This window comes from Sorangium sp. KYC3313 (assembly GCF_052075895.1).
GTDB classification, from domain to species: domain Bacteria; phylum Myxococcota_A; class Polyangia; order Polyangiales; family Polyangiaceae; genus Sorangium; species Sorangium cellulosum_B.
The window spans coordinates 9410788-9435267 of record NZ_CP197255.1 but is presented as its reverse complement, the minus strand read 5'-3'; the positions used below and the strand labels follow the sequence as shown (position 1 = coordinate 9435267).

18 protein-coding genes are annotated in these 24480 nt (G+C 71.7%); 7 read left to right on the top strand and 11 right to left on the bottom strand.

The features are described from left to right. Positions 1-6: 6 nt before the first annotated feature. Positions 7-1806 carry an MXAN_6577-like cysteine-rich protein gene (locus ACSRUE_RS35685; protein ID WP_441287482.1) on the bottom strand — a complete coding sequence of 600 codons (1800 nt, stop codon included), beginning with the start codon at positions 1804-1806 and terminating at the stop codon, positions 7-9. A gap of 451 nt (positions 1807-2257) precedes the next feature. On the opposite strand from ACSRUE_RS35685, the gene ACSRUE_RS35680 reads away from it, so the two are divergent. After that, positions 2258-2440: a hypothetical protein gene (locus ACSRUE_RS35680; protein ID WP_441287481.1), complete on the top strand. Its 183-nt coding sequence runs from the start codon at positions 2258-2260 to the stop codon at positions 2438-2440. 108 nt (positions 2441-2548) lie between these two features. Here ACSRUE_RS35680 and ACSRUE_RS35675 read toward each other — a convergent pair whose 3' ends face one another. From ACSRUE_RS35675 to ACSRUE_RS35645, 7 genes are all read right to left on the bottom strand, one after another. After that, on the bottom strand, positions 2549-3925 hold the full coding sequence (locus tag ACSRUE_RS35675; protein ID WP_441287480.1) for a hemolysin family protein: 1377 nt from the start codon (positions 3923-3925) through the stop codon (positions 2549-2551). A 192-nt stretch (positions 3926-4117) separates the two neighbouring features. After that, positions 4118-5185 carry a 3-deoxy-7-phosphoheptulonate synthase gene (locus ACSRUE_RS35670; protein WP_441287479.1) on the bottom strand — a complete coding sequence of 356 codons (1068 nt, stop codon included), beginning with the start codon at positions 5183-5185 and terminating at the stop codon, positions 4118-4120. Positions 5186-5401: 216 nt separating this feature from the next. Continuing rightward, the gene (locus ACSRUE_RS35665; protein WP_441287478.1) at positions 5402-6175 is read right to left on the bottom strand and encodes an RNA polymerase sigma factor; all 774 of its coding nucleotides are present in this window, start codon (positions 6173-6175) and stop codon (positions 5402-5404) included. Between the two features lie 296 nt (positions 6176-6471). Next, on the bottom strand, positions 6472-7758 hold the full coding sequence (locus ACSRUE_RS35660; RefSeq protein WP_441287477.1) for an RNA polymerase sigma factor: 1287 nt from the start codon (positions 7756-7758) through the stop codon (positions 6472-6474). A gap of 97 nt (positions 7759-7855) precedes the next feature. Further along, positions 7856-8977 carry a hypothetical protein gene (locus ACSRUE_RS35655; RefSeq protein ID WP_441287476.1) on the bottom strand — a complete coding sequence of 374 codons (1122 nt, stop codon included), beginning with the start codon at positions 8975-8977 and terminating at the stop codon, positions 7856-7858. An 86-nt stretch (positions 8978-9063) separates the two neighbouring features. Further along, complete coding sequence (locus ACSRUE_RS35650; protein ID WP_437768654.1) at positions 9064-9561, bottom strand: hypothetical protein; 498 nt, start codon at positions 9559-9561, stop codon at positions 9064-9066. A 553-nt stretch (positions 9562-10114) separates the two neighbouring features. Next, positions 10115-11065, bottom strand: coding sequence for a hypothetical protein (locus tag ACSRUE_RS35645; RefSeq protein WP_441287475.1), 951 nt, complete (start codon positions 11063-11065; stop codon positions 10115-10117). A gap of 667 nt (positions 11066-11732) precedes the next feature. Between ACSRUE_RS35645 and ACSRUE_RS35640 the strand changes: the two genes are divergently transcribed. The 3 genes from ACSRUE_RS35640 (at position 11733) to ACSRUE_RS35630 (ending at position 16542) form a co-directional block, all read left to right on the top strand. Continuing rightward, entirely contained in the window at positions 11733-12578 is an 846-nt protein-coding gene (locus tag ACSRUE_RS35640) for a hypothetical protein (protein ID WP_441287474.1), read from the top strand. A gap of 220 nt (positions 12579-12798) precedes the next feature. Continuing rightward, a complete protein-coding gene (locus ACSRUE_RS35635; protein ID WP_441287473.1) occupies positions 12799-15849 on the top strand; it encodes an SNF2-related protein in 3051 nt (1016 codons plus the stop codon). A 135-nt stretch (positions 15850-15984) separates the two neighbouring features. Next, positions 15985-16542, top strand: coding sequence for a hypothetical protein (locus ACSRUE_RS35630; RefSeq protein ID WP_437768650.1), 558 nt, complete (start codon positions 15985-15987; stop codon positions 16540-16542). Positions 16543-16569: 27 nt separating this feature from the next. Here the strand turns inward: ACSRUE_RS35630 and ACSRUE_RS35625 are convergent, their stop codons facing one another. Together ACSRUE_RS35625 and ACSRUE_RS35620 are read right to left on the bottom strand one after the other, a co-directional pair. Continuing rightward, positions 16570-16923, bottom strand: a complete 354-nt coding sequence (locus ACSRUE_RS35625; protein ID WP_441287472.1) for a response regulator — start codon at positions 16921-16923, stop codon at positions 16570-16572. Between the two features lie 9 nt (positions 16924-16932). After that, positions 16933-18150, bottom strand: coding sequence for a sensor histidine kinase (locus ACSRUE_RS35620; protein WP_441287471.1), 1218 nt, complete (start codon positions 18148-18150; stop codon positions 16933-16935). A 243-nt stretch (positions 18151-18393) separates the two neighbouring features. On the opposite strand from ACSRUE_RS35620, the gene ACSRUE_RS35615 reads away from it, so the two are divergent. The 3 genes from ACSRUE_RS35615 (at position 18394) to ACSRUE_RS35605 (ending at position 23315) form a co-directional block, all read left to right on the top strand. Continuing rightward, positions 18394-19983: an SDR family NAD(P)-dependent oxidoreductase gene (locus tag ACSRUE_RS35615; protein WP_441287470.1), complete on the top strand. Its 1590-nt coding sequence runs from the start codon at positions 18394-18396 to the stop codon at positions 19981-19983. A gap of 260 nt (positions 19984-20243) precedes the next feature. Continuing rightward, positions 20244-22439 carry a cation:proton antiporter domain-containing protein gene (locus tag ACSRUE_RS35610; protein ID WP_441287469.1) on the top strand — a complete coding sequence of 732 codons (2196 nt, stop codon included), beginning with the start codon at positions 20244-20246 and terminating at the stop codon, positions 22437-22439. Between the two features lie 6 nt (positions 22440-22445). Continuing rightward, positions 22446-23315 carry a PTS sugar transporter subunit IIA gene (locus ACSRUE_RS35605; protein ID WP_441287468.1) on the top strand — a complete coding sequence of 290 codons (870 nt, stop codon included), beginning with the start codon at positions 22446-22448 and terminating at the stop codon, positions 23313-23315. A 27-nt stretch (positions 23316-23342) separates the two neighbouring features. Here the strand turns inward: ACSRUE_RS35605 and ACSRUE_RS35600 are convergent, their stop codons facing one another. Further along, on the bottom strand, positions 23343-24479 hold the full coding sequence (locus ACSRUE_RS35600; RefSeq protein WP_437768646.1) for a hypothetical protein: 1137 nt from the start codon (positions 24477-24479) through the stop codon (positions 23343-23345). Position 24480 lies beyond the last annotated feature (1 nt).

Here is a 24480-nt window from a genome sequence, read left to right as displayed (position 1 = left end):
GCACGCTCAGCGACACTCGACCTCCGACGCGCCGCTGCAATCGTTCCGGCACACGTCGCAGTAGACGCACCGGAGCATCGCGTCGTAGAGGTCCGCGCTGGCAGGGTCTGCCGTCCTGCAGGCCTCCTGGCAGCCGGCCGTGTCGCACGTACGGATGCAGCTCACGTACTCCAAGCACAGGAGGCTTGCCGTGCACGCCGAGAGCTCGTCGGCGCAGCTGGTATCGAGCGCGCACCGGGTGCACCCCGAGCCGCCGTCGCCGCAGGTGCCCGAGCCGTCGCATACAGGCGGCGGGACGGCCCGCTTCAGGTTGAGCGTGAACGCGCCGTCGCTGGTGTCGAGCGAGCCGTCCACCACGATCACGACGGTCTGACCCGCCGCGAGCGTCACCGTGACCTCCGACTGATCGACCCTCGTGTCGTCGTTGCACGCGAGCTGAGGCCCCCCGCAGGTCGCGTCGTGCACGTGGAGCATCGTGTCGAACGCCGATCCGAACGTATCGAACGTGTAGTCGCCGGCGACCGGCGCCGTGAACGCGTATCCCGCGTCGGGGCTGTTCGATTGGCGGCAGGCCTCTGTCACGGTCGGCCGCACGCTGTTGGGCCGGCCGAGCGTGCTGCCGGTGATCGTCTGCGGCACCGACGAGGCGAGGGTGCCCGCCGGGCAGCTCGGCGCGCTCGCCCGCGTCACGCTCAGCTCGAAGGTGCCCGCCTCGCCCTCCGCGCCGTCGACCACGATGTAGACGGTCTGGCCCATGGCCAGGTCGGCCGTGATGATCGCGCTCGGGTCGGCGCTGCACGCGATCTCGGAGCACCCCGTCGCGTCGAGGAGGGCGAGGACGACGCTGTAGCCGGAGTTCGTGCTGTCGAACGAGTAGACGCCCGCGGTCGCGGCGGTGAACGAGTAGATGCGCTCGCTCGAGCTCGTGGCGGAGCACGTCGGGGAATACGTGTTCGGCAGGCCCGCGGTCGTGCCGTTCACGATCTGCGGCACGGCGCTGCCGAGATCGTGGCCCGGGCTCACCGTGCACGCGCACGCCCCGGCCTGGCAGACCTGCGAGTCGTTGCACGCGGCGCCGCACTCGCCGCAATGATCGGCGTTGGTCTGGAGGTCGACGCAGACATCGACGCCGTTGCAGGCCGTGAGCCCGGAGCCGCAGCCGTCCTGGCATTCGCCGGCGACGCACGTCTGGTCGTCCGTGCACGCGGTGCCGCACGCGCCGCAATGCCCGGCGTCGTTCTGGAGGTCGATGCAGGCGCCGTCGCAGTCGGTGAGCCCCGCCGAGCACTCGCCGTCCTGGCACTCGCCGGCCTCGCAGGTCTGGCCGTCCGTGCACGCGGCGCCGCACTCGCCGCAGTTGCCCGGATCGGACGTGACGTCGACGCACGTGCCGCCGCAGTCGGTGCGCCCCGCGGGGCAGCCCCCCTGGTCCTGGCACGCGCCGGCCTCGCAGGTCTGCCCCTCCTCGCAGGCGTTGTTACAGCGGCCGCAGTTCGCCTCGTCGCTCTGGGTGTCGACGCAGCTGTCGCCGCACGACGCGAGGCCGTCGTCGCACGCGGCCACGGCCACGCACTCGCCGTCGCGGCAGGCCTGATCGCTGCCGCACGCCACGCCGCACGCGCCGCAGTGGCTCGTGCTCGTGCCCGTGTTGATACAGATGCCGTCGCACTCCGTCTCCGGCGCGACGCACGCGCTCGTGCTGGGGCCGCCGTCCGAACACGATGCCACGGAGGCGAGCGCCGCCGCAGCGAGCCAGAGCAGGGTATACGTCGGCGCGAGCCTGAAGCGCGATTTGAGCTTTTCCATGAACCTTCCCTCGGCAGAGTCGCCGACGACGGGGGTCGTAACGCGGAGCTACCGGGAGGATACGACGATGGCCTTGCAGGATGTCAATGCTTGCAGCCTGAATCCCGCGCGTAGTTCGTCGGCGGCGTCGGCGGCGTCGGCGCGCCGTTTTGCCACCGTCGTACACCTTGACCACAGGGTGCGCTGCTCGGGCGCCCCGCGCGCGGCCAGGGCGCCCCGCGCGCGGCCAGGCCGCCAGCCCGCGCCGGCCTCTCCGCAGGGGAGGGAGGCAGCGCGGATTGCGCTGGCGCGGGAGGCCGTCTATGCCTGGATGGCGCGCGCGAGGGCCTCGCCATGGCCCCGACCGCTCCGAGCACCAACCGAATTCCCGCTCAGATCAAGTACATTGTCGGGAACGAGGGGTGCGAACGTCTCAGCTTTTACGGGAGGAAGAACATATTCAACGTTCCTCGTGGTCAACACCATGTTGATCCACGAGCACGTGGCGAAGGCCAATTGCCACCTGTGCGCGGCGTCCACCTCACGGCGCTCGGCCGGCACGGCGAACACGGGCAACCTGATCACCGCCGGCGTCGCCGCGTTCAACGTGTTCACCGCGCGCTTCAATACCTCTTCTTCGCGGCGCTCCTCCTGATCGCGGCCGTCGTCTTCGGCCTCGTCGCCCGGCGCTACGTGGTGGTCGACCAGTTCCAGCGGAGGCCCCGGGCGCGCCCGTCCCTGCGTCCCGACGCGCCGCGCCGGTTCAGCCCTCGCCGCGCTGCTCCTCGTCCTCGGGCTCGCTCGCATGCGCGGGCGGGATGCGGACCCGCACCGTGCGGATCTGCCGCGGGCTCGCGTCGACGATGTGGAGCTCCGCCCCGTCCGGGGTCGTCACGACGTCGCCGGGCGCGGGGATGCGCCGGGCGAGCCCCAGGCAGAGCCCCGCGACCGTCGACCAGCGGACGTCGTCCGGCAGCGCGATCGCGAGCTGCCGGCTGACCTCGTGGACCGGCATGTCGCCGGGCACGAGCGCCGACCCGTCCGGCTCGCGCCGGATCGTCTCTGCGTGGGGCGGGTGCGCCTCGTTCTCGGCGAAGATCTCGCCGACGAGCTCCTCGACGAGGTCCTCCATCGTGACGATGCCGATCATGCCGCCCTGCTCGTCCACGACGACGGCGAGCTGGAGCCGGCGCCGCTTCAGCTCGGCGAGGAGCTCGACGGCCGGCATCGACCCGACCACGAAGTACGCCGGGCGCAGGATGCTCTCCAGCGAGAACTGCCCGTCGCCCCACAGGAGCGCGAGCACCTCCGGCATCGTGACGTAGCCGATCACGTTGTCGTTCGACCCCTCGTAGACCGGCATCCGCGTGTGGCCGTGCTCCAGCACGGCGCGCTGCACCTCCGGGGCGGCCGCGTCGCGCGGGAGCGCCACGACGCGGCCGCGGGGGAGCATCACCTGGAGCGCGGTGAGCCAGGCGAAATCGATGGCGCGGGACGCGATCTCGCCGGCGCGCTTGTCGACCGAGCCCGCCTCGGCGGCCTCGTCGACGATCTGCTGGATCTCCTCGGGGGAGAGGCGCGCCTCGACGAAGTTCGTGCGGTCGCCGAAGAGCCTCAGCACCAGGTTGGAGCTGGCGGTGAGCAGCCAGACGAGCGGGCGGGCGAGCGACGAGAGCCCGCGGAGCGGCGGGCCGGCGAGCATCGCGTACCGCTCGGAGGCGCGGAGCGCGAGCGACTTCGGGACGAGCTCGCCGAGGACGAGCGACAGGAAGGAGACGAGCGCGACCACCGCGGCGAACGCGAGCTCGTCCGCGGCGTCCCCGACCCACGGTACCGCGCGGAGGACCGGCGCGAGGTCCTTCGCGAGGGTCGACCCGCCGAAGGCGCTCGCGGTCGCGCCGACGACGGTGATGCCGATCTGCACGGTGGCGAGGAAGCGCTCCGGGTTGCCCCGGAGGCGCTTCACCGCCCATGCCCGGCGGCTCCCCGACTGGACGAGCTGGTCGAGCCGCGTCTTGCGGACCGTGACGATCGCGATCTCGGCGCCCGAGAAGACGCCGTTCACGAGCACGAGGGCCAGGATGATGAGGATTTCCGAGAGAATGGCGGCGCCCTCCGCGGCGTTCCCAGGTGCAGGCATAGCGTGTCGCTCGCCCGGACGGCAGCGGCGCCAGGCCCGCGGCGCACGAAACCCAGGCAGCCGTGGCTGCAGCGTGCCGCGGGCCACGAATTGCGCTCATGATGAAATTTTCTGGAGGGATCCGCCACGCGCGTCGCCGGGCGCGGCGGCCGCCGCGCCGTCACGCGCGGCCGCAGGCGCCGCGCGGAGGGCTCACGCCGCCTTGCTGGCTCGCCGGTCCCGCACCGCCTGCGCGAGCAGCTCGAGCACCGGAACGGTGTCGTTCCAGCCGAGGCAGGCGTCGGTGATGCTCTGGCCGTAGGTGGGGGGCTTGCCCGGCGCGAGATCCTGCCGGCCTCCCACGAGGTGGCTCTCGATCATCACGCCGAGGATGTCCCGCGAGCCCGAGCGCAGCTGGTCGGCCAGGCTCTCGGCCACGATCCTCTGGCGCGCCGGATCCTTCTGGCTGTTGCCGTGGCTGCAGTCGACCATCAGCCGGCGCGGCAGGCCCGCCTTGGTCAGGCGGTCGGCCGCCTCGCGGACGTGCTCGGCCGCGTAGTTGGGCCCGCGCTGCGAGCCGCGCAGGATCACGTGACACGACGCGTTGCCGCGCGTCGCCACGATCGCCGAGATCCCCTGCTTCGTCACGGAGAGGAAATGGTGCGCCTCGCGCGCGGCCCGCACGGCGTCGACCGCGATCTGGACGTCGCCCTCGGTGCTGTTCTTGAAGCCCACGGGGCACGAGAGCCCGGAGGCGAGCTCGCGGTGAATCTGGCTCTCGGTCGTGCGCGCGCCGATCGCGCCCCAGGAGATGAAATCGGCGATGAACTGCGGCGAGATCGTGTCCAGGAACTCGGTCGCGCTCGCGAGCCCGAGCTCGGCGATGTCGCGGAGCAGCCCGCGGGCGACGCGGAGCCCCTTGTTGATCGAGAAGCTGCCGTCGAGGTTGGGATCGTTGATCAGCCCCTTCCAGCCGACCGTGGTGCGCGGCTTCTCGAAGTACACGCGCATGATCACGACCAGATCGTCGCTCAGCCGGTCGCGCGCCTCCCGGAGCTGCGCGGCGTACTCCAGGGCGGCCTTGGGGTCGTGGATGGAGCAGGGGCCCACCACCACGATGATCCGGTCGTCGTCGCCCGAGATCACGCGCTCGGCGGCCTTGCGCGTGAAGGCCACGGTCTCGGAGGCCGCGGGGCTGACGGGGATCTCTTCGATAAGGATCGCGGGGGGGATCAAGGGCCTGAGCCCTGCAATACGAAGGTCGTCGGTCGAGTAGTACATCGTTGAGGCTCCAGCATAGCGCGACGACATACGCCCCGACTACCCGCGCGTGGGCCGGAGGCGCTTTCTGGTCGCTGTACGGCGCCCCGTACATCCCGTACGGCCTGCGATCGGCGTGAAGATTTGTCTCGCAGGCGCGGGCGGGCCATCGGGTCATGGGGCCGTCGGATCCGGGCCCACGCTGGCGTTCGCGCGAGCGCTGGCCGCCTCCGCCGGTCAACTGCGCGCTGGCGCGTGCGGCCGCTCCCCCGGCCGCTCCGCGCCCGGTCGCCGCAGGAACAGGGCGCCCTTCGGCTGCGTGCGGCAGGGCGCCGCCGGCCGCTCGGTGCCCGCTGGGGTCGAGCGGACGGGTCGCTCTGCCAGCGCCGTCCGGCGTGGCGGGGGCACCGAGCGTGTGGCGCTCGCCGGGCGCGCCGCCTCGGTGACGTCGGTCGCGGTCGGCCGCGGCGGTCGTTGCTGCCTGCGCTCTGCGCGGGGCTCCTCGAGCAGCGCGCGCAGGGACGCGAGCGCGCGCGTGCGCCACTTGTACGCCGTCGACAGCGGGATCCCGTGTTGTGCGGCGACCGTCGCCATCGGCACGCCTTCGATGTCGTGCGCGATGAGGATCTGCTGCTCCTCGGCCTGCAGCGACCTGAGCCGCGAGAGGATGAGGGAGCGCGTCTGCTCTGCGTCGATCTGCTCCTCGGCGTTCGGACGCTCGTCGGCGACGCGGCGCGGGGCGTGGCCGGAGGACAGCTCTTCGCGCCGGTGGTGCGCGCGGTCGCGGTAGTGGGCGGCCACGTGGACGGTGATCCTGTTGAGCCACCGCTCCGGTCGCGCGCGGAGCGGGTCGTAGGATGGGAAGCTCTGGTATCCGGCGAGGAACACATCCTGGAGAATGTCTCGCCGATCACGGCGTGGGACCCCGAGCCGCCTAAGCCAATTCCATACGGAGTCGTAGGTCTTCCCCCGAAAGAGCCGGACGAAGGCCCGCTGTCTATCCAGCGGCATCGACGGTGCGAGAGTGCGATGCGGTTGTCCCATGCTCGCTTAATTAGGAGGAGCTGATCTCCCATCTCAAAAAAAAGCCATCGGCTCTGAAGAATGATCTTCTGTGCGCGCGCGATCCCCAGCGCATCACCCCCAGGCGCCGCGGACGGGAGAGCAGTAGTCGGCGGCGGTGGGAGGGAGCGTCTCCTGCGCGGGAGAGCAGTAGTCGGCGGCGGTGGGAGGGAGCGTCTCCTGCGCGGGAGAGCAGTAGTCGGCGGCGGTGGGAGGGAGCGTCTGCTGCGCGGGTGACCGTCGCTCTAGAGCAGCGGGCTGGGCCCGGCGGCTGTCGTCCTCGCGCGGAGCGCGCGCAGCGCCGCGTTCCTCTCCGCGGCGAGGCGGCCAGCGGGGAACCTCATCCGGTGTTCGATCAGGCGGCGCTTCGCCTCCGCATAACGACCGCGCGAAAACGCCGTGATCGCGCCGTCGATGAGGGTGCGCTCCGCGGCGATCTCCTGATCGTTCGACGTCCCAGGCGGCGCCGCGGAGGGCAAGGTCGCTCCGCCCGACGGACGGGGCGCGGCCTTCTGCGCGGGCAGCGCCGCGCTGGTCGCTCGCGGGCTCCCGGCGGCCGCGATCCGGCCGCCCTGCGGAGCGTCCGCCGCTGCAGCTGCGCCGAGCGGCGGCGGCAGCGCGGCCGGGGACGGCGGCAGCGCGGCCAGGGAAGGCAGCGATGGCGCGGTCGGGGACGGCGGCGGCAGCGCGGGTGGGGGCGGCGGCGTCCGGATGACCGCCATGGCGAGCCCGGTCGCGGCGCGCGTTCCGACGGCGGCCGGCGTCGAGGCGGCGCGCAGCGCGCCGAGCGTGATCGCGATGACGGCGGCGGCGCTCGCCAGCGGGACTGCGATGCTCGCTGCGACATGGAGCGAGCCTGCCCGCGTAGGCGCGCCGCCCTCGATCGGGAGCTTCCACGGCCACGGAGAGAACACCCCGCGGACGCTGCGGTACAGCCTCGTGAACAACGTGGGCGCGCCCTCGCCCCCCGTGCGCGCCTCCTGGACGAGCGCGCCGGCGCTGAAGGGGATGAGCGCGAGCCCGCGGCCGCGCTGCCGCGCCTGCCAGCGACGCATCGCCGCCTCGATGTCGACCCAGGCGAGCCGGTGACGGCTCCACGCGGTGCTCAGGGGGATCGACAGCTGCTGGGCGATCTCGGCCATGTCGATCTCCTCGAGCTCATGGGCGACGAACACGCAGCGGCGCTCCATGGGCATCTCCTGGAGCAGCTTGTCGAGCACGCAGCGCCGGTCCCTCGCGATGGCGCGCTGCTCGGAGTCGGGGGTGACGTCAGGCAGCGCCGCGAGATCGTCGAACGGCCGGAGGCGCTCGTGGCGGCGGTGGGCCCGTCGGAAATGGTTCGACGCCTGGTGGGTCGCGATGCCCATGAGCCACGACCGCACGGTGCCCCGGCTGGGATCGAACCGCGGCAGCGCACGGTAGGCGCCGGCGAGGACCTCCTGGGCGACGTCCTCGATGTCCTGCGCGCGAACCCCGAGGCGGGCGAGGTAGCGGGCGATGAACGAGAAGTGCTCGTCGGCGATCTCCGCCATGCGGGCGTGGGAAGGCTCTGCGGATGTGTTTTTGCGTGACTGTGTCCCCATCTCTGTTCCCCCCTCGAGCGTGGCGACGGCGTCGTCGCGAAGCTTGTCAATGCGCTGCCTCGGCACCCCGAGGGAGGGCAGCGCGACGCGCGGGCGCCTCGCTCCGCGGATCGAGATTCACGTCCAGACGGAGGCCCACGAGCCCGCCGTAGGCGGGCGGGGTCCAGAGCACGCCTTCCTGGCTCTCGACGCGGAACTGCGTGAGGCGCAGCACGATGTCGCCGTAGAACTGGATGGCGAGCCGATCGGAGATCGGTATCTCGACGCCTGCGCGCGGCCCTGCGGCGAGCCAGAGCGACGAGGTGTCGATGATCCTGGCGTCGGCGCTGGAGGTGGTCACGACCCCGACCGACGCGACGGCACAAGCGAAGAGGTGACGGCGCTGCGAACACGGCATCACGTTCGCCGCCGCGAGCCATGTCGAGAAGCTCGTCGCCTCGTCGAGCTGAATCGTGACCGGCAATTGAACGTGGCCTTCGATGCCGAGGGTGAAGGATGGATAGCGGAGCGCGACGTGGAGCGCCGTCCCGGCGGTCGTCTCCTGCAGGGTTCCGAACACCGCGGACCCCGCAAGGCCGACCCTGACGTCGGGCCACGCCCGCCGCGCGGGCGCGGCGGCAGCGGCGTCGGGCGGGGGCGGGGCAGGGGAGGGCGGCGGTGGGGGCGGGGCGGGGGGCACGTGGAGGCTCGGATCGAGCGCGATCCGGAGCGAGAGCGCCATGTTCATGACAAGCTCTTTGCAGTCGTCGTGATAGACGACCAGGTGCCGAGACCATGCGATGGATCCATCCGCGTCGTAGAGATCCATGGTGGCGTGTATCTCCCTCCCTGGACCGCGGAAGACAAGGGCTTTGGCCTGCGCGGCCGCCTCGGGCTCCACCGGGTCATAGCCGAGCTGCCTGGCAAGCTCCTCGCGCAGGAGCGCCTCGCCCGGGCAGCGCTCGGCCCCCGGCGCGCGACGGTACTCGAGCTGCACTGCGGCGCGGGGCGGCGCGGCGCCGGCGCGCCAGGGCGACAGCAGGGCCGCGGCCGCAGCGACGAGCCATAACGGCGCCCGGACGCTGGTTCCGCCCGCCCGAGGCCCGGCCAGGGAGCGCCGACGCGCGGAGCTGGGTCGGCCCTGCGCTGCCGCGGCAGCCCCGGTGTCTCTTGCTGATGCTGCTGACATGGTGCTCATCGCGGCGTGGTGATCGCTCGTTCAGGCCAGGTGTCATCGGCCGCATTCCCGTCCAGAGAGCGGCCAGGGTGCCTCGCTCAGAAGGCATCCACGGGGAGCACGAGCCCCACGCCGACCACGCCGGAGAGCGGAGGGACCCGCCATACCTCTCTGTTGTTCACCCAGAGGGACGGACGGCTGTGGTTCGTGTGCAGCTCGGCGAACCCGCGCAGGAACAGCTGCTCGGAGAAGCGCCAGTCGCCCGCGACCCGAAGGCCGACCGAGCTGACCCATGGCTGGCGCGCTTGAATGCTGACGCCGGGGTCGCTCGTGATCTGCAGCTCGCCGGCGTCGAAGACGGCGCACACCGACAGGACCCCGCGATGACCGCAGATGTCGAGCGTCGGCATCGCCAGGCTCGCATGGACAAGGACGCCGTCCGCGAAGGTGTCCGCCAGGGAGGTGAACATCCGCGCCTCGACGCCGATCGACAGGCTGGGCCAGCGGAACGCCGTGGCGAAAGACGCCCCTCCGCCGAGCGCGGGCAGGAGGCCCACCGCGAGCAGCGGTGACGCGGAGATCTCGCCGCGGAACATGTGGTCGTCCTCCTGAGTCTCCCGTCCCGATTCAGACCGAGGCGTATCCGCGTGCACCGGGGTCGTCGCCATCAGGACAACGAACACGGCGGCACAACCGGCGCGTCGCATCGGCGTCCCGGCTAGGGCGGGATCGGTGCGGTACGGAGCGGAATGGACATCTCGACCCGATGCACGCCGCTGTCTCCCGTCCGGCCGCAACACCCCGCCATGTGGCCCCCCTCTTCAACGTCTCCGGCGCCCGTAGGACAGTGCACCTCTGCCGCGTGACGGAGGCCGGCTCGACGTCGCCGCTCCCACGTCGTGATCCTGTAGATACTGACTTTGGAGCGCCCGTAAAGGCTTTTGTGTGCGCTCCCGAGCGCGCGGGTCGCATTGCCTTTTGTCTCGTCAATTTCTCCCTATCGAGAGATTTTTCCGTCATGCCCACGGATCCATCTACTTGGCGCCTTTGCCTGACATCGCTGGTTCTGGTCGACCCCGACCGTGGTTCAGGAGAAGCCCGAATCGTGTGGCTCGGGCGGCGCTGCGCCGCCTTCGCGGCGCGTGACCGTCACCCGTTCTCGCCTGGACGTGTTTGGCAGCAAAACGTGCTCGGACCGGTGAGGACGATCTCGCCTCGCAGCTCTCCGCCGCTCGGCTCGCAGCTTCCGGGCTGGTTGACCTGCCAGATAGCCATCATGCTCTTGGGCGTTTTCCCGGGCACGGCGGCGACGCAGCCCGGGGCATGGCTCGAAGCGGTGCCGGCGGTGATCAGCTCGCCGCACGCGCCGTCCCGGAAGGAAAGGAGCGCCAGGGAACACTCGCTGCCTGTCGGAGGACCGCACTCACACGGCGTGCAGTGGCGTTCGTCCCTCATGCCGTCGTAAAGGACGACGTCCTCCGGGTAATCTTCCGGGCAGGTCACCTCGCCCTCGCCGAGGTACATGAGGCACCGAGCGAAGCCCCGTTCCTGATCGGGCGACTCGCACGTCGTCGACGGAGAGGCGCACGTGCGTTCCTTGGGGGGGCCTTCGCACGCCAGGCCGGAGCGATACCACCGCAAGCTGAACTGTGGCACCGGGGGGGGCTCGATGCTGGCTTCGCAGGGCGTCACTCGGGTCTCGCCGAGGACGAGCGATTGATGATCGTTCACGAGGGCGTCGTTCGGCACCACGCAGGTGCCGTTCAGCATGTCCCGGGGCTCATGCACCGAGACCGGCGAGCCACCGCACTTCAGCGAGGCGGCCGTCCTGAGATCGTCGGGCAAGGCGCAGGCTGGCTCGCCGCACCGACATGGGCTGCACGCGAAGGGGAAGTCAGCGGTCTCGTTCCCCCTGTACACCCTGTTCGGGGCGCTGTCGGGGCAGCGCGGCTCGTCCACCGTTCTGCCGACCCAGAGCAGCGTCGGGCCATGGAAGCCCTCCGGAGCCGGCTCGACACACTGGTCGCCGCTGCACGTGTCGTCGCATGCCGAGATGCACGCGTCGCGGTCGGGCTGGTTTCTGCACACTTTCGCGCACATCCGACATTCCGCTATGCAATCCCAACGGTCGGGCCCGTAGGGCTCGCTATAACATTGATCCACGCATGTCCCGCATTCCGCTAGACACGCCTCCTGGTTGGGCACGTTCTCACACTCGGTGTCGCATGTTTCGATAGTCTCTCTGGTGTAGAAGCAGCCTGGGAGGCACGCGGTGAACAGCAGCGCAAGCGCGAGAGAGGTAGTCTTCATAGACCTCCTGTCGGGAAGAGCTCGCCGCCCGCTTTACTACAGACGCGCCCGTTTCAAGCGAAGATGGACCGGGCTACGCCAGGAATGACCCCTCTCGACGCATTGCGATCAGCGCCGGGGAATTCCAAGAGAACGCCAACCGCGGCGATTTTTGTCAGCGCAGCCCGGGCTCGAGCGCAGCGAGGCACCTCGTGAAATGAAGACACGCTGGGCCACGTAAGCGCTCGGTGTCGGAGCGCACCCTCGACCCAACTCCTGGGTGACCGAGCGCGCTCCTGCGCAACCCTGCGCAATCCTGCGCAATCCTGCGCAATCCTGCGTGACCGAGCGCAGGCCGCGGCGCTCAGGCACGGGCCAGGGCGACCGAGCGCACCGCGTCGGAGGGGGTCGGTGCGAGCGTCGAACGCGTCGAAAGCGCTCGCGGGGCGTGCGCTTGCTGCGTTAAGCTCCGATCCTGATGAGTGGGGATCCACCCGACAGCGAGCGCGGGCTGCATCAGGCCGGGCTCCGTCCTCAGGAAGAAGAGACGGGCTCGCAGGGGGCGGCGAGCGGCGCGCCGGTCCCCGCGGCGACCGTCTCGCTCTCCTCCGGGCGGCGCTACGAGATGAAGGTGACGTCGGCGGGCGATCGGCTCGTCGTCCGCGGAAGGACGGGTGAGATCATCCTGCAGATGGAGATCACCGACGCCGGTCCGGTGCTGTCGTTCGCGGCGCCCGACGGCGAGCGCGCCGGCGCACGGCGAGGCGGCCGGGGGAGCGCCTCCTCCGCGCCGCCGCGGCGCGCGGCCTCGCCGCCGCAGTCCGTGATCGTCCCCATGTCGAGCGGAGATCGCCCCCCCTCGGAGGGCGAGGCCGTCGAGGTGCCGCGGGCCCTGCCGCTGCCCTCTATCAAGCTCCCGCCGGAGGCCGAGCCGCTGGAGCTCGATGGCGGCAACGCGCGGTCGGGGGTCACCCTCCGGCGATCTCCCGGCGAGCTCGACGCGAGCGGCGCCGGGCCGGCCGCGTCGGCGCAGGCGACGCCGAGCGGTGCGGCCCCCGCGCCCGCCTCGCGGAGCGACCTTCCGGGCGCGCGGGGCGCGCTGCCCTCGCTCAGCCTTCAGCAGTACGCGGTCCTCTGCGCCGAGTCGTCGATCGGAGCGGCCTCGTCGTTCGACCAGGCGCTCCTGCGCCACGGCATCGCCGACCGCGACCTGTGGAAGGCCGTCGATCGCAGCTGGCAGGATCGGCTCGAGCGCGAGCCGATCCTCACGCTGCGCTGGATGGAGCTCACGACGCGCTACCGCGAGCACCTGACGCGCCGGTGAAGCTCGCGGCGTGATGCCGCGCGGATACCTGCTACAGCAGCGCCCCGCTCATGCCGGGCAAGCTCCCGGAATCTGGAAGACGAGGCAGCGGAAGAAGAGGAAGAAGACGCCTGAACCTCTTTCCGTCATCTTCGTCTTTCTGTGAACATCCCAAGAAGTGGCGCTGGTCCCGGGAGAGCGCGCGAGCTACCGCGGCCAGCCGCCAGTGTCTGGAGTCTCAGTGCAGGGTCTTCTCGAAGCCATCAGGAAAGCCTGTCTTCCGGGCCTCTGGTCCCAGGGCGTCAAGCTCGCCCGTGAGGGCGCTGCGTTCGGACGGGAGGATCGCGGCGATGTCATCGTGGTCCGCATCAAGGCGGCCGGGCAGCCCGTTGCACCCACCGTCACCCTCTACCCAGCGGACGCCGAGTGGACGTGCGACTGCGGTGGAAAAATCGACCCCTGCGCGCACGCTGTCGCGGCGACGCTGTCGCTCTCGCAACCCGCCGCGCAAGGCCAGCCGGCCGCGCAGAGCCAGCCAGCGGCGCAGGGGCAGCCAGCGGCGCAGGGCGGCGCGACCGCCGCGGCTGCGCCGCCGGCGCGGCTGCGGTACCGGCTCCGGCGCAAGGGGCTCGTGCTCGCGCTCGAGCGGATGATCGTGCACGCGAGCGGCGCCGAGGAGCCGCTCCGGGTCTCGCTCGCCAGCCTCGCCGGCCGCGCCGTGCGGGCTCCAGCGAGCCCGGAGCGGCCGGGGCCGAGGCTGCCCGAGCTCTACCCGACGCACGAGGACCTGGCGGTCGACCGCCTCGTGGGCACGAAGCAGCACGGCTACTTCCCCTCGGATCGCCAGCCCGAGCTCTTCGCGGCGCTGGCGGGCGTCGCGGACGTGGAGCTCGACGGCGCGCCCGTGCGCGTCTCCAGCGAGGCGATCGGCCCCCGCGCGGCGGTGCGCGATCACGACGATGGCGCGGCGCTCATCGTGGAGCGGGACCCGCGCGTCGACGAGGTGATCGCGTCGGGGGTCGTGCGGTGCGGCGGCACGCTGCACCTGCTCCGGGAGATGGACCTCACGGGGCCGAAGCTCGAGCGGCTGCCGCTCCGGCGGGTGTTCCCGCGGGGGGACCTCGGCAAGCTGGTGACCGACGTCCTGCCGGAGCTGACCAAGCGCGTCCCGGTCACGATCCAGAGCCAGCGCCTGCCGCGCGCGGGCGGCGCGTCCCGGCCGCGGATCCTCCTGGAGCTCAGCCAGAAGGAGCACACGCTCTCCGTCGTGCCCAGCCTCGTGTACGGCGACCCGCCGGAGGCGCGCATCGAGAACGGCCGGCTCGTGCACCTGTCCGGCGCCGTGCCCGTCCGCGACGAGCCCGCGGAGCGCATGTTGCTGATCCGGCTGCGCGACGAGCTCCACCTCATCCCGGGCCGCCGGGTCGACTTCGACGGCGTCGAGGCGATCCGCTTCGCCTCGCGCCTCGAGTCGTGGGACGCCCGCGCCTTCGCCGACGCGCGCGGCGAGATCTTCGGCAAGGCCGCGCTCGTGCCGCGCTTCGTCATCGAGGACCGGGCCTTCGACGTCGAGTTCGAGCTCTCGGCGGGGCGCGACGACGACGAGGGCGACGGCGCCGGCGCGCCCCCGAAGCGCGCGGACGCGACGGCCGTGATCCGCGCGTGGCAGGACGGCCTGCCGCTCGTGCCGCTCCTCGGCGGCGGGTGGGCGCCGCTGCCCTCGGCGTGGCTCGACAGGTACGGCGCGCGCGTCGCCGATCTGCTCGCGGCGCGGCGCGAAGACAAGGAGGTGCCGCCCGCGGCGCTCCCGGCGCTGGCCGCGCTGTGCGACGAGATCGAGTACCCGCGCCCGTCGGGCTTCGACAAGCTCATGCCGCTGCTCGACGGCTTCGCGTCGCTCCCGGAGGCGCCGCTGCCCTCCGACCTGACCGCGACGCTGCGCCCCTACCAGCGACGGGGCGTCGACTGGCTGTCGTTCCTGCGCGACGCCGGCCTCGGCGCGGTGCTCGCCGACGACATGGGGCTCGGCAAGACGCTGCAGACGCTCTGCGCGCTGCGCGGGCGGACGCTCGTCGTGTGCCCGCGCAGCGTCGTCCACAACTGGGCCGACGAGATCCGGCGCTTCCGCCCGGGCCTCCGGTTCGCGATCTACCACGGCACGCGGCGCGCGCTCGATCCAGCGGCCAACGTCACGCTGACGACGTACGCCGTGCTCCGCAACGACGCCGAGCTGCTCGCGGCGCAGGCCTGGGAGGCCGTGGTGCTCGACGAGGCGCAGGCGATCAAGAACCCCGACAGCCAGGCGGCGCGGGCGGCGTTCGCGCTCCGCGCCGAGCTGCGCGTGGCGCTGAGCGGCACGCCGGTCGAGAACCGGCTCGAGGAGCTCTGGAGCCTGCTCCACTTCACGAACCGCGGCCTGCTCGGCGGGCGGAGCGCCTTCCAGGAGCGCTACGGCCGGCCGATCGCCGAGGGCGTGCAGGGCGCCGCGGCCGAGCTGCGGCAGAAGATCCGCCCCTTCGTGCTGCGGCGGCTGAAGGGCGAGGTGGCGCCGGAGCTGCCGCCGCGATCGGAGATGGTGCTCTACTGCGAGCTCGAGGAGGCAGAGCGCGAGCTCTACGATGCGGTGCGCGCGGCCACCCGCAAGGATGTCGTGGAGAAGCTCGCGGAGGGGGCGAGCGTCATGGCGGCGCTGGAGGCGCTGCTCCGCCTGCGCCAGGCGGCCTGCCATCCGGCGCTGATCCCGGGATCGAGCGCCGGCGGCGCGGCGCCGGCGGCGCGGAGCACGCCCTCCTCCAAGGTGACGCGGCTGATCGAGGCGCTCGAGGAGTGCGTCGCGGACGGCCACAAGGCGCTCGTGTTCTCGCAGTGGACCTCGCTGCTCGACCTGGTCGAGCCGCACCTCGGCGCGGCGGGGATCCCGTGGAGCCGCCTCGACGGCGGGACGCGCGACCGCGCCGGGGTGGTCAACGAGTTCCAGTCGCCGGGCGGCCCGCCGGTGATGCTCATCTCGCTCAAGGCGGGCGGCACCGGCCTGAACCTGACCGCGGCGGATCACGTCTTCCTGCTCGATCCCTGGTGGAACCCGGCGGTCGAAGATCAGGCGGCCGATCGGGCCCACCGCATCGGACAGCACCGGCCGGTGATGGTCCACCGGCTCGTCGCCAAGGACACGGTGGAGGAGGGGATCCTCGCGCTGCAGGAGCGGAAGCGCGCGATCGCGGGCGCCGCGCTGGGCGAGGCGGACAGGGCGGCCTCGCTGACGCGGGAGGATCTGCTCGCGCTGCTGGGGTAGCGCACATCGAGCGCGGCCTTCCGCGCGGCGCTCCCCGCCGTGTCGTCGCTCGCGGGACGGGCGCATCGCCGCGGCCTCTGCCTCTGGCGGTGCACGCGTTGCGCGCGTTGCGCGGCCATGGGATGAGCGGGCGTGATGCGAACGTTCATCCTCCCCCTCGCCGCGCTGCTGGCGCCGCTCGCTGCGTGCAGCGGCAACGGTCCGCGCGAGCCGGCGCCCGAGCCGTCATCACCCGTGGAGCCCCCGGAGCCGCTGTCCACCGCGGCGCCGGGCGCGCCCGCGCCGCAGGCTTCGGCCACGGTCACCGCGACGACGCAAGCGCCGGCTACGACGGCGCGGACCGCGACCACCGCGCCCGGCGAGGAAGCGCTGTTCGGCACGTGGAGCTCCGCCGCGTGCGGTCCGCGCAAGTACGAGCGCCGGCTCTCCCTCGCGAAAGACGGCAGCTTCGTCGCCGAGGATCGCGTCTCTCCCTGCCCGCCGAGCGTGGTGTGCGTCTGGTCGGGCATCGTCCATCGCAAGGGGGCGTTCAAGCGCGCCGACAGGACGCTCCTGCTCTCGGTCTCCGAAGGGTCGCAGGGGCCGGGCGCTCACCCGTTCCCGACCACGCTCACCATCGATCCTTCGACGGGCGCCCTCGCCGAGACCGGAGAAGGCGGCGCTTCCTGCCCCTACGCGCCCGCCGGCAAGTAGCGTCCTCTGTGCGCGAGCGCACCGCTCTCAGCACCCGCACGCCTTCTGGACCGCTCCAAGGAGGGCCTCGTAGCGGATCGGCTTCCTGAGCAACGGTGTTCCGGGCGGCGGGGACGTGATCGACGCGGCCGACAGGACGACGACCGGGATGCCCGCGAACCGCGCGTCGCGCCGCATCCGGTCGATCAACTCCACACCGTCCATGACGGGCATCAACAGGTCGACGAGCATCATATTCGGCCGCTCGCCGCGCTCGAGCAGCGCGAGCGCCTCCGCTCCGTTTCCAGCCGTCATGACGCTGTAAGCACCGTCTTCCTCCAGCGCATCGCGGAGCGAGAGCTGGATATCCTCGTTGTCCTCCACCAACAGGATGTGCTTCATCGTGTCAGTTTAAGAAGATTTTGTCTCGGTGTCATCGAGGTTCCCACGTTGTCGAGGCAACTCCACCGTAAAGGTCGAGCCGACGTCAGGTTCACTCGCGACGGACACCGTCCCACCCATGGCCTCGACGACCTGCCGCACGATCCACAGCCCGAGGCCGAGCCCGCCGTAGTGCCGCTCCGAGACCGCGCGCTCGAACTGGTTGAAGATGATGGCCTGGTGCTCGGGCGCGATGCCGATGCCCTGGTCCGTGATCGTGAGCCACGCGCGTGCGTCGCTCGACCACACGGTGATCGTGATCGGACGTCCACGGCCGTATTTGAGCGCATTGGCGAGGAGGTTGTTCACCACCTGGTCGAGGCGCCTGCGATCCCAGCCGCCCGTGGCGTCGGCGGCGAGCTGGAGCGACATCGAGTTCCTGGCGAGGTCGTATTTGTGCTGCTCGACCACCTCGCACACGACCTCCGCGAGGTCGACCTCCTGTATCTGAAGCTCGATCCGTCCAGCGGCGATGCGCGAGACGTCGAGCAGGTCGGAGACGAGCCGTTCCAGGCGATCGATCTGCCGCTCCACGACCGATAGCTTGATGACCAGGCGCTCGGGCGTGAGGCGGTCCGCGCGCGCGGCGCGCGCCGCGCGAAGCACGCTCTCCACCTCGGCGCGCAGCGGCGTGATCGGTGTCTTGAGCTCATGGGCCGCGACGGCGAGGAAGATCTCTCGCGCCCTCACGGCCTCTCGCGCCTGCTGGAGCATCACCTCGCGCTCCTCCGCCGCGATCTTCTGCTCCTCGTAGAGCGCCGAGAGCGGGCGGTTCAGCTCCTCTGTGCGGAGCTCGTGCGCGCGTGCGGCGCGCGCGGCTGCCGCCAGCGCGACCACCTTGGGGAGCAGCGGAATGAGCAGGATCGCGGTGCCGACGGAGGCGATCGCCGTGATGGCACGGAGGGCCCCGTCCAGCCAGTGCAGCGGCTGCCAGATGACCCATGCATCCATGAAGTGCGTGAACCCACAGGCAACGATGAAGGTGCCGAACGCGAGGTACACCCACTGGAAGGGGATGTCCCGGATGCGCCGGACCAGATGGGCGAGGGTCAGGGAGATCGAGAGATAGGCGAAGCCGATCACCAGGTTGGTGATGACCTGCAGCCAGACCATGCCCGGCTGCCAGAGGTAGCAATGGCCATGGGGCATGAATTCCGTCGCGAACAAACTATGTGGCGACTCGAGCATAAGTTCCTCTGCTGGAGTTTCCGAGGGCTCAGGGGGATGTGCGGGCATAGTGTACAATCCTCGGCTGGCGAACAGGACGCGGCTCGCGCGGCTCGTCCACGGGGCTCCGGGCGCGGCGCGGTGCGATGCGGCCCGGTGCGACGCGATGCGACGCGACGCGACGCAACCAGAAGAGCGCCGGCAGACCCGAAGCGCCGCTGCGGCTCGCGCGCGGTCTCCCGCGTGCTATGCACGCACGCTTCGATGAGTCCCGACCGCGAAGCCGCCGGCGCAGGCCGCCCGTTCACTGCCGCCGATCTCGACGCTTGCCTCAAGGTGCTGGAGGCGCTGGCCCTCGATCGCGCGCAGCTCGCCTCCATCAGCTCCGAGGACCGCCGCCGGCTTCTCCTGGCCGCCGGCCGCGTCTCGCGCCCCGAGCGCGCCGAGCAGCGAGAGCTCGCCAGGGCGTTCCGCAAGCGCGACCGGCACGCGCAGAAGTCCGCCGACGCCGCCCTGCTCGATGCGGTCGGCATCCGCGTTGCCCGCCGAGAGCCGGTGTTCCGCACGCCGGACGCGCTCGCCCCGGCCGCGCCCCCGCTGTCGTGGGCCGACCCCGCCGAGGAGCCCGCGTCGCGGCCCGAGGCCACCGAGGAGCCCGGGCCGCCGGCCGAGCCGGGCGCGCCGGAGCTCGCGCGGCCGCGCAAGTGTTACGTCTGCAAGGCAGAGTTCCGCAAACTCCACTTCTTCTACGACGCGATGTGCGCCGCGTGCGGCGACTTCAACTACCGCAAACGCAGCCAGACCGCGCCGCTCGACGGCCGCGTCGCGCTCGTCACGGGCGCGCGCGTCAAGATCGGTTATCAGGCGGCGATCATGCTCCTCCGCGCCGGCGCGCGGGTCATCGTCACGACCCGCTTCCCGCACGACGCCGCGCGCCGCTTCTCGGCGGAGCGCGACTTCGACGCCTGGGGATCACGGGTCGCGATCTACGGCCTCGATCTCCGGCACACGCCGAGCGTCGAGCTCTTCACGCGCCACCTCCTCCACACGCTCGACCGGCTCGATTTCATCATCAACAACGCCTGTCAGACCGTGCGGCGACCGCCGGGCTTCTACGGCCACCTCATCGAGGGCGAGACCGCGCCCGTCCACTCCCTCCCGCGGGGCGCTCAGCCCCCGCTCCGCGAGTACGACGCGCTCCGCGCGTGCGGCACGCTCCCCCTCGTCGCCGGCGCCGACCCCACGGCGGGCCTGCGCGAGCCCGCCTTGCTCTCCCAGATCCCGGCTCCGGGCGATGAGCGCCTCGACGAGCTGCTCTTCCCCCAGGGGCGCTACGACGCCGATCTCCAGCAGGTCGATCTCCGGACGCTGAACAGCTGGCGGCTCACCCTCGCCGAGGTCCCGACCGTCGAGATGCTCGAGGTGCAGCTCGTCAACGCGGTCGCCCCCTTCGTCCTGAACTCCCGGCTGAAGCCGCTCATGACGCGACGGCCCACGTTCGACAGGCACATCGTCAACGTCTCGGCGATGGAGGGGCAGTTCTACCGCCGTTACAAGACGGACAGGCACCCTCACACCAACATGGCGAAAGCCGCGCTCAACATGATGACGCGCACGTCCGCGCCCGATTATGTGAAGGACGGCATCTTCATGAACAGCGTCGATACCGGGTGGGTCACCGACGAGGACCCCGCCGCGCTCGCCGCGCGCAAGCTCGAGGAGCACGGCTTTCATCCGCCGCTCGATATCGTCGACGGCGCCGCCCGCATCTGCGACCCCATCTTCTCCGGTCTGCTCAGCGGCCAGCACGCGTACGGCCAGTTCTTCAAAGACTACATGCCGACCGATTGGTAGCCGCCGCCGCCCGCGCCAGGGCGCGCTCCTCCTTCACTCAACCACGCCCGCGAGAGGCCACCGGGCGACGCGCTGGTCCGGCTGGGCTCGCTCGTCCGCTCGTGCGGTGCACCCGCTCGCTCGGCCTGCCTGACGCGCCGTCTGCGCGCCTCCCACGTCCTGTTCAGGTCGCTTGACGCTGCGCATCCCTTTCTTGACAGTCGAGAGAGCCCGTTGATAAGCGATAACTTAACACTTACCGCCGGGAGGGAGCGCTCCGCATGGAGATCCTGATTCACAACCCGCTGACCCGCTTCCTCATCCAGGCGTTCTTGATCATCGCCTGCGCGCGGCTCGTGGGCCTGGTGGCCCGCCGGATGGAGCAGCCGATGGTCATCGCCGAGGTCACGGCGGGCATCCTGCTCGGCCCGTCGCTGTTCGGCTGGCTCTTCCCCGATGCGTCGGCGGTCCTGTTCGCGAATGATTCGCTGCCGCTCCTGAAGCTGGTGAGCGAGGTCGGCCTCATCGTCTTCATGTTCCTCATCGGGCTGGAGCTCGATCCGAAGCTCTTGCGCGGGCGGGGCCACGCCTCGGTCATCATCAGCCACACGAGCATCGTCGTGCCGTTCGCGCTGGGCGGGCTCCTCGCGCTCTACCTGTACCCCCGGCTCTCCGACAGCTCCGTCCCGTTCTCGTCGTTCACGCTGTTCATGGGCGTGGCCATGAGCATCACGGCGTTCCCGGTGCTCGCGCGCATCCTCACCGAGCGGCGCCTGCTGCGCACGAAGGTCGGCGCTCTCGCCATCACGTGCGCCGCCGTCGACGACGTGACCGCCTGGTGCATCCTCGCGTTCGTCGTCTCGATCGCGCGGGCCACGGGGCTCGTGGGCGCCGTCTGGACCACCGTCTTCGCCGTCGCCTACATCGCCGGCATGCTGTTCCTGGTCCGCCCCTTCCTCGTCCGGCTCGGCGAGCGCGGCTCCAACAAGGAAGGGCTCTCGCAGGACCTCGTCGCCGTCACGCTCCTCCTGCTCATCGTGTCGAGCTGGACGACGGAGATGATCGGCATCCACCCGCTGTTCGGGGCCTTCATGCTCGGCGCGATCATGCCGAAGGGCACCGGCTTCGCGCAGAGCCTCGCCGAGAAGCTCGAGGACTTCGCGGTGGTCTTCCTGCTCCCGCTGTTCTTCGCCTACAGCGGCCTGCGCACGCACATCGGGCTGCTCAACTCGGCCGACGGCTGGATGATGTGCGGCCTCATCATCCTGATCGCCTGCGTCGGCAAGTTCGGCGGCAGCGCCGTGGCCGCCCGCTTCACCGGCCAGGGCTGGCGGGAGGCGAGCGCGGTCGGCATCCTCATGAACACCCGCGGCCTGATGGAGCTCATCGTCCTGAACCTGGGCTTCGATCTGGGCATCATCTCGCCCAAGCTGTTCACGATGATGGTGCTCATGGCGCTGGTCACCACCTTCATGACCTCGCCGCTCCTGCGCTGGATCTACCCGCCGGAGGAGCTCGCCAAGGAGCTCGCCGACGTGCCGGAGCGGACGCCTCTGCCCACGGCGGCAGAGGTGTTCACCGTGCTCATGTGCGTCTCCTACGAGCGCTCCGGCCCCGGCATGGTGACGCTCGCGAGCGCCCTCGCCGGCACGGGCCCCGAGGCGAGGCGCCTCTACGCCCTGCGCCTCATCCCGCCGACCGATCGCGGCTCGTTCTACCTCGACCAGGGGCCCGAGCGGCAGGGGGCGGCCGCGCTCGCGCCGCTCCTGTCGCGGGCCAAGGAGCTGGGCGCCGAGGTCCGGCAGCTCTCCTTCGTCTCGCCCAAGCCGAGCCACGACATCTGCAACGTCGCCGACGTGAAGCAGGCCGACCTCGTGCTGGTCGGCTGGCACAAGCCCATCCTCAGCCAGACCGTGCTCGGCGGCACCGTCTACGAGGTCATGCGCGGCGCCCACACCGACGTCGGCGTGCTCATCGATCGCGGGCTCGCCGCGGTCCGCAAGCTGCTCGTGCCGTTCCACGGCACGTTGCACGACAGGGCGGCGCTCTCGCTCGCCCGCCGGCTCGCGCAGCAGGTCGGCGCCGACGTCACCATCCTCCACGTGGTCAAGCCGAAGCGCAGGTCCGACGACGCGCTCGGCGCGCAGCGGACGGTCGACGAGGTGTTCGAGGGCGAGGAGGGCGGCGCGCTGCAGAAGTCCAAGGTGCTTCTCAAGGTGGTGGAGCACGACTCCCCCGCGGACGCGGCCCTCGAGGAGGCGAAGCGCGGCTACGACCTCGTCCTCGTCGGCGTCGGTCCCGAGTGGGGCCTCGCGCAGCGCCGGTTCGGCATCCGCGCCGAGCACATCATCCAGGGGTGCCCGACCTCGCTGCTCGTCGTGCGGCACTACGAGCCCGCCGCCGTGTCCGCCCCGGCCGCGGCGCCCGTCCCGAAAGTCCTCCCGACCGCCCTCGCGGTCGAGCCCGATCGCACCTGAGGCCCCATGCCAGCGATGTCCGATGCTGACGGCGCCGCGCGCGCCCGCGCGGTCGCCGCGTTCGGCGCCGCGCTGCGGCTCCTCCGCGTCGAGGCGGGCCTGAGCCTGCGCGCGCTCGCGCACCGCATCGGCGTCTCCAGCGCCTACCTGAGCCGCGTCGAGCATGGGCACGACGCCATCCCCACGCCCGACCGGCTCACTGCGATCGCGGGCGCGCTCGAGCTCCCGCCGGCGGTGCTCCTCGATCTGGGCCACCAGGTCGAGCCGCTCGTCTCGCGCTACCTCGAGCGCGTTCCGTCGGCGAAGGCGCTCTGCGCGGAGCTCGCGCGGCGCAACCTCAGCGCCCCCCAGCTCGCGCGCGTCAAGGCGTTCATCGACGCCGAGTTCCCGGCGAGCGCGGCCTTCGGGGGGGCGCCCGCGCGGCGGCTCAGCGGCCTGCTCACGCCGGAGCGGGTCGTGCTCCACCTCTCGTGCGCGGACATCGAGGACGTCATCGACGTCGCGGCGTCCCGGCTCGCGCCCCCCGGCGGCCCGATCTCGGCGAGCGCGCTCGCCCAGCAGATCCTGCGGCGCGAGCTCGAGTCGCCGACGGCGCTCGGCAACGGCGTCGCGGTCCCGCACGCGATCGTCCCCGGCGCCTGCCAGGCGGCCGTGCTCGCGACCCTGGCCGAGCCGCTCGCGGTGCCGACGCCGGGCGGCGCCCCGCTCCGGCTGTTCGTCGTCCTCGTCTGCGGCGAGGGGGGCCGCGCGCACCTCGAGCTGCTCGCCCAGGCGGCCAGGCTCGCCAGCCTCGGCGCCGCCGACGCGCTGTGCGCCGCCCGCGACCCCGCGCAGCTCATCGACCAGCTCGCGCAGATCGAAGCGGGCTGCGGCTGATCGCCGCGGGGGGCCGCGGGGCCGCCGTCACTCGACGCGGACGAGGCGCCGCACCACGGACGAGCCGCCGCGCGCGTCGCGCAGGACCGCGGTGATCGTGGCGACGCCCGGCTCGGCAGGCGGGATCCACGTCACGGCGTGATCGCCGATGTACCCCTCGTTCGCGTCGCTCACGAGCTTGATGCCCCCGTCGAGATCGCCCAGATCGGCGAAGTAATCGACCCAGACGATCTCCTTCAGCGCCTGCTGCTGCGCGCTGGGATCGTCCTCCGCTACGTCGGGATCGACGATCGCCTCGAGCTCGTAGGTCGTGCACTCGACGAACGGATCCTCCGCGCTGCAGCCGGCCTCGCGCCGCGCCTCCGCGCTCACGCGGCAGCGCTGGACGGTGGGGATGTCGGCGAAGTCCTCTGGCAGGGGCTCGCCGTCGAGCGTGAGCCCCTGCACCTCCGGGTTCGCGTTCTCGCGACCCCCCTCGAAGGCGTAGATCTGGGTGTAGCCGGGCACGAAGCTGTCCGGGCCGAGCCGGCGCCCGCCGCTGAAGCAGGCGGCGGGGAACGTCCCGGCGCGGCCGGTGCCCTGGTCCTCCACGAGGCCGAGCTCCCCGGTGCAGGCGACGAAGAAGACGTACGCGCTCCCGAAGGCCGGACCCCCCGTGGCGGGCGGCTTGCGGCCGGCGAGGATGTCGTCGCTGAGCGTGATCGTGTACGTGTCCCCGAAGCCGGGGCGCACGCCGTTGAGGTCGGGCAGCGGGACCGTCGGGTCGCCTCGCTCCACCCACGCCTCGATCTCGGAGGCGATGCCCGCGAGCTGCGCGTAGCAGCCGTAGTAGTCGTCCCCGACGGGGTTCTCGCACCCGCCGAACCAGTAGACCGAGACAGGGCGCGACCCGTCCTCGGGGCCGCCCAGCCCGTCCTGGTAGTGGATCCGGAAGGTGACCTGGTCGCCGGGGTTGGCGTACGGCTTGTCGGCGACCACCGCGAAGACGCGGAGCCCGCCCACGAGGCTCGGCGGATCGAAGCCCGCGACGCAGCCCGCGGCGATCGCCGGCGACGCGATCGCCGCGAGCGCGAGCGTCCCCAGCACCGCGCGCCGCCACCGGCGCCCGCGGCGCTCGGGACGCTCGCGCTTCGACGCGCCGTTCATCGCCTGCGCCCCGCGCATG

What these genes read in the sequence shown, in the direction of transcription:
- ACSRUE_RS35660 (WP_441287477.1), bottom strand. Translation starts at nt 7,758, where the DNA reads ATGGCGGAGATCGCCGACGAGCACTTCTCGTTCATCGCCCGCTACCTC.
- ACSRUE_RS35605 (WP_441287468.1), top strand. Translation starts at nt 22,446, where the DNA reads ATGCCAGCGATGTCCGATGCTGACGGCGCCGCGCGCGCCCGCGCGGTC.
- ACSRUE_RS35675 (WP_441287480.1), bottom strand. Translation starts at nt 3,925, where the DNA reads ATGCCTGCACCTGGGAACGCCGCGGAGGGCGCCGCCATTCTCTCGGAA.
- ACSRUE_RS35670 (WP_441287479.1), bottom strand. Translation starts at nt 5,185, where the DNA reads ATGTACTACTCGACCGACGACCTTCGTATTGCAGGGCTCAGGCCCTTG.
- ACSRUE_RS35645 (WP_441287475.1), bottom strand. Translation starts at nt 11,065, where the DNA reads ATGTGCGCGAAAGTGTGCAGAAACCAGCCCGACCGCGACGCGTGCATC.
- ACSRUE_RS35600 (WP_437768646.1), bottom strand. Translation starts at nt 24,479, where the DNA reads ATGCGCGGGGCGCAGGCGATGAACGGCGCGTCGAAGCGCGAGCGTCCC.
- ACSRUE_RS35615 (WP_441287470.1), top strand. Translation starts at nt 18,394, where the DNA reads ATGAGTCCCGACCGCGAAGCCGCCGGCGCAGGCCGCCCGTTCACTGCC.
- ACSRUE_RS35685 (WP_441287482.1), bottom strand. Translation starts at nt 1,806, where the DNA reads ATGGAAAAGCTCAAATCGCGCTTCAGGCTCGCGCCGACGTATACCCTG.
- ACSRUE_RS35610 (WP_441287469.1), top strand. Translation starts at nt 20,244, where the DNA reads ATGGAGATCCTGATTCACAACCCGCTGACCCGCTTCCTCATCCAGGCG.
- ACSRUE_RS35630 (WP_437768650.1), top strand. Translation starts at nt 15,985, where the DNA reads ATGCGAACGTTCATCCTCCCCCTCGCCGCGCTGCTGGCGCCGCTCGCT.
- ACSRUE_RS35650 (WP_437768654.1), bottom strand. Translation starts at nt 9,561, where the DNA reads ATGTTCCGCGGCGAGATCTCCGCGTCACCGCTGCTCGCGGTGGGCCTC.
- ACSRUE_RS35655 (WP_441287476.1), bottom strand. Translation starts at nt 8,977, where the DNA reads ATGTCAGCAGCATCAGCAAGAGACACCGGGGCTGCCGCGGCAGCGCAG.
- ACSRUE_RS35640 (WP_441287474.1), top strand. Translation starts at nt 11,733, where the DNA reads ATGAGTGGGGATCCACCCGACAGCGAGCGCGGGCTGCATCAGGCCGGG.
- ACSRUE_RS35665 (WP_441287478.1), bottom strand. Translation starts at nt 6,175, where the DNA reads ATGCCGCTGGATAGACAGCGGGCCTTCGTCCGGCTCTTTCGGGGGAAG.
- ACSRUE_RS35620 (WP_441287471.1), bottom strand. Translation starts at nt 18,150, where the DNA reads ATGCTCGAGTCGCCACATAGTTTGTTCGCGACGGAATTCATGCCCCAT.
- ACSRUE_RS35625 (WP_441287472.1), bottom strand. Translation starts at nt 16,923, where the DNA reads ATGAAGCACATCCTGTTGGTGGAGGACAACGAGGATATCCAGCTCTCG.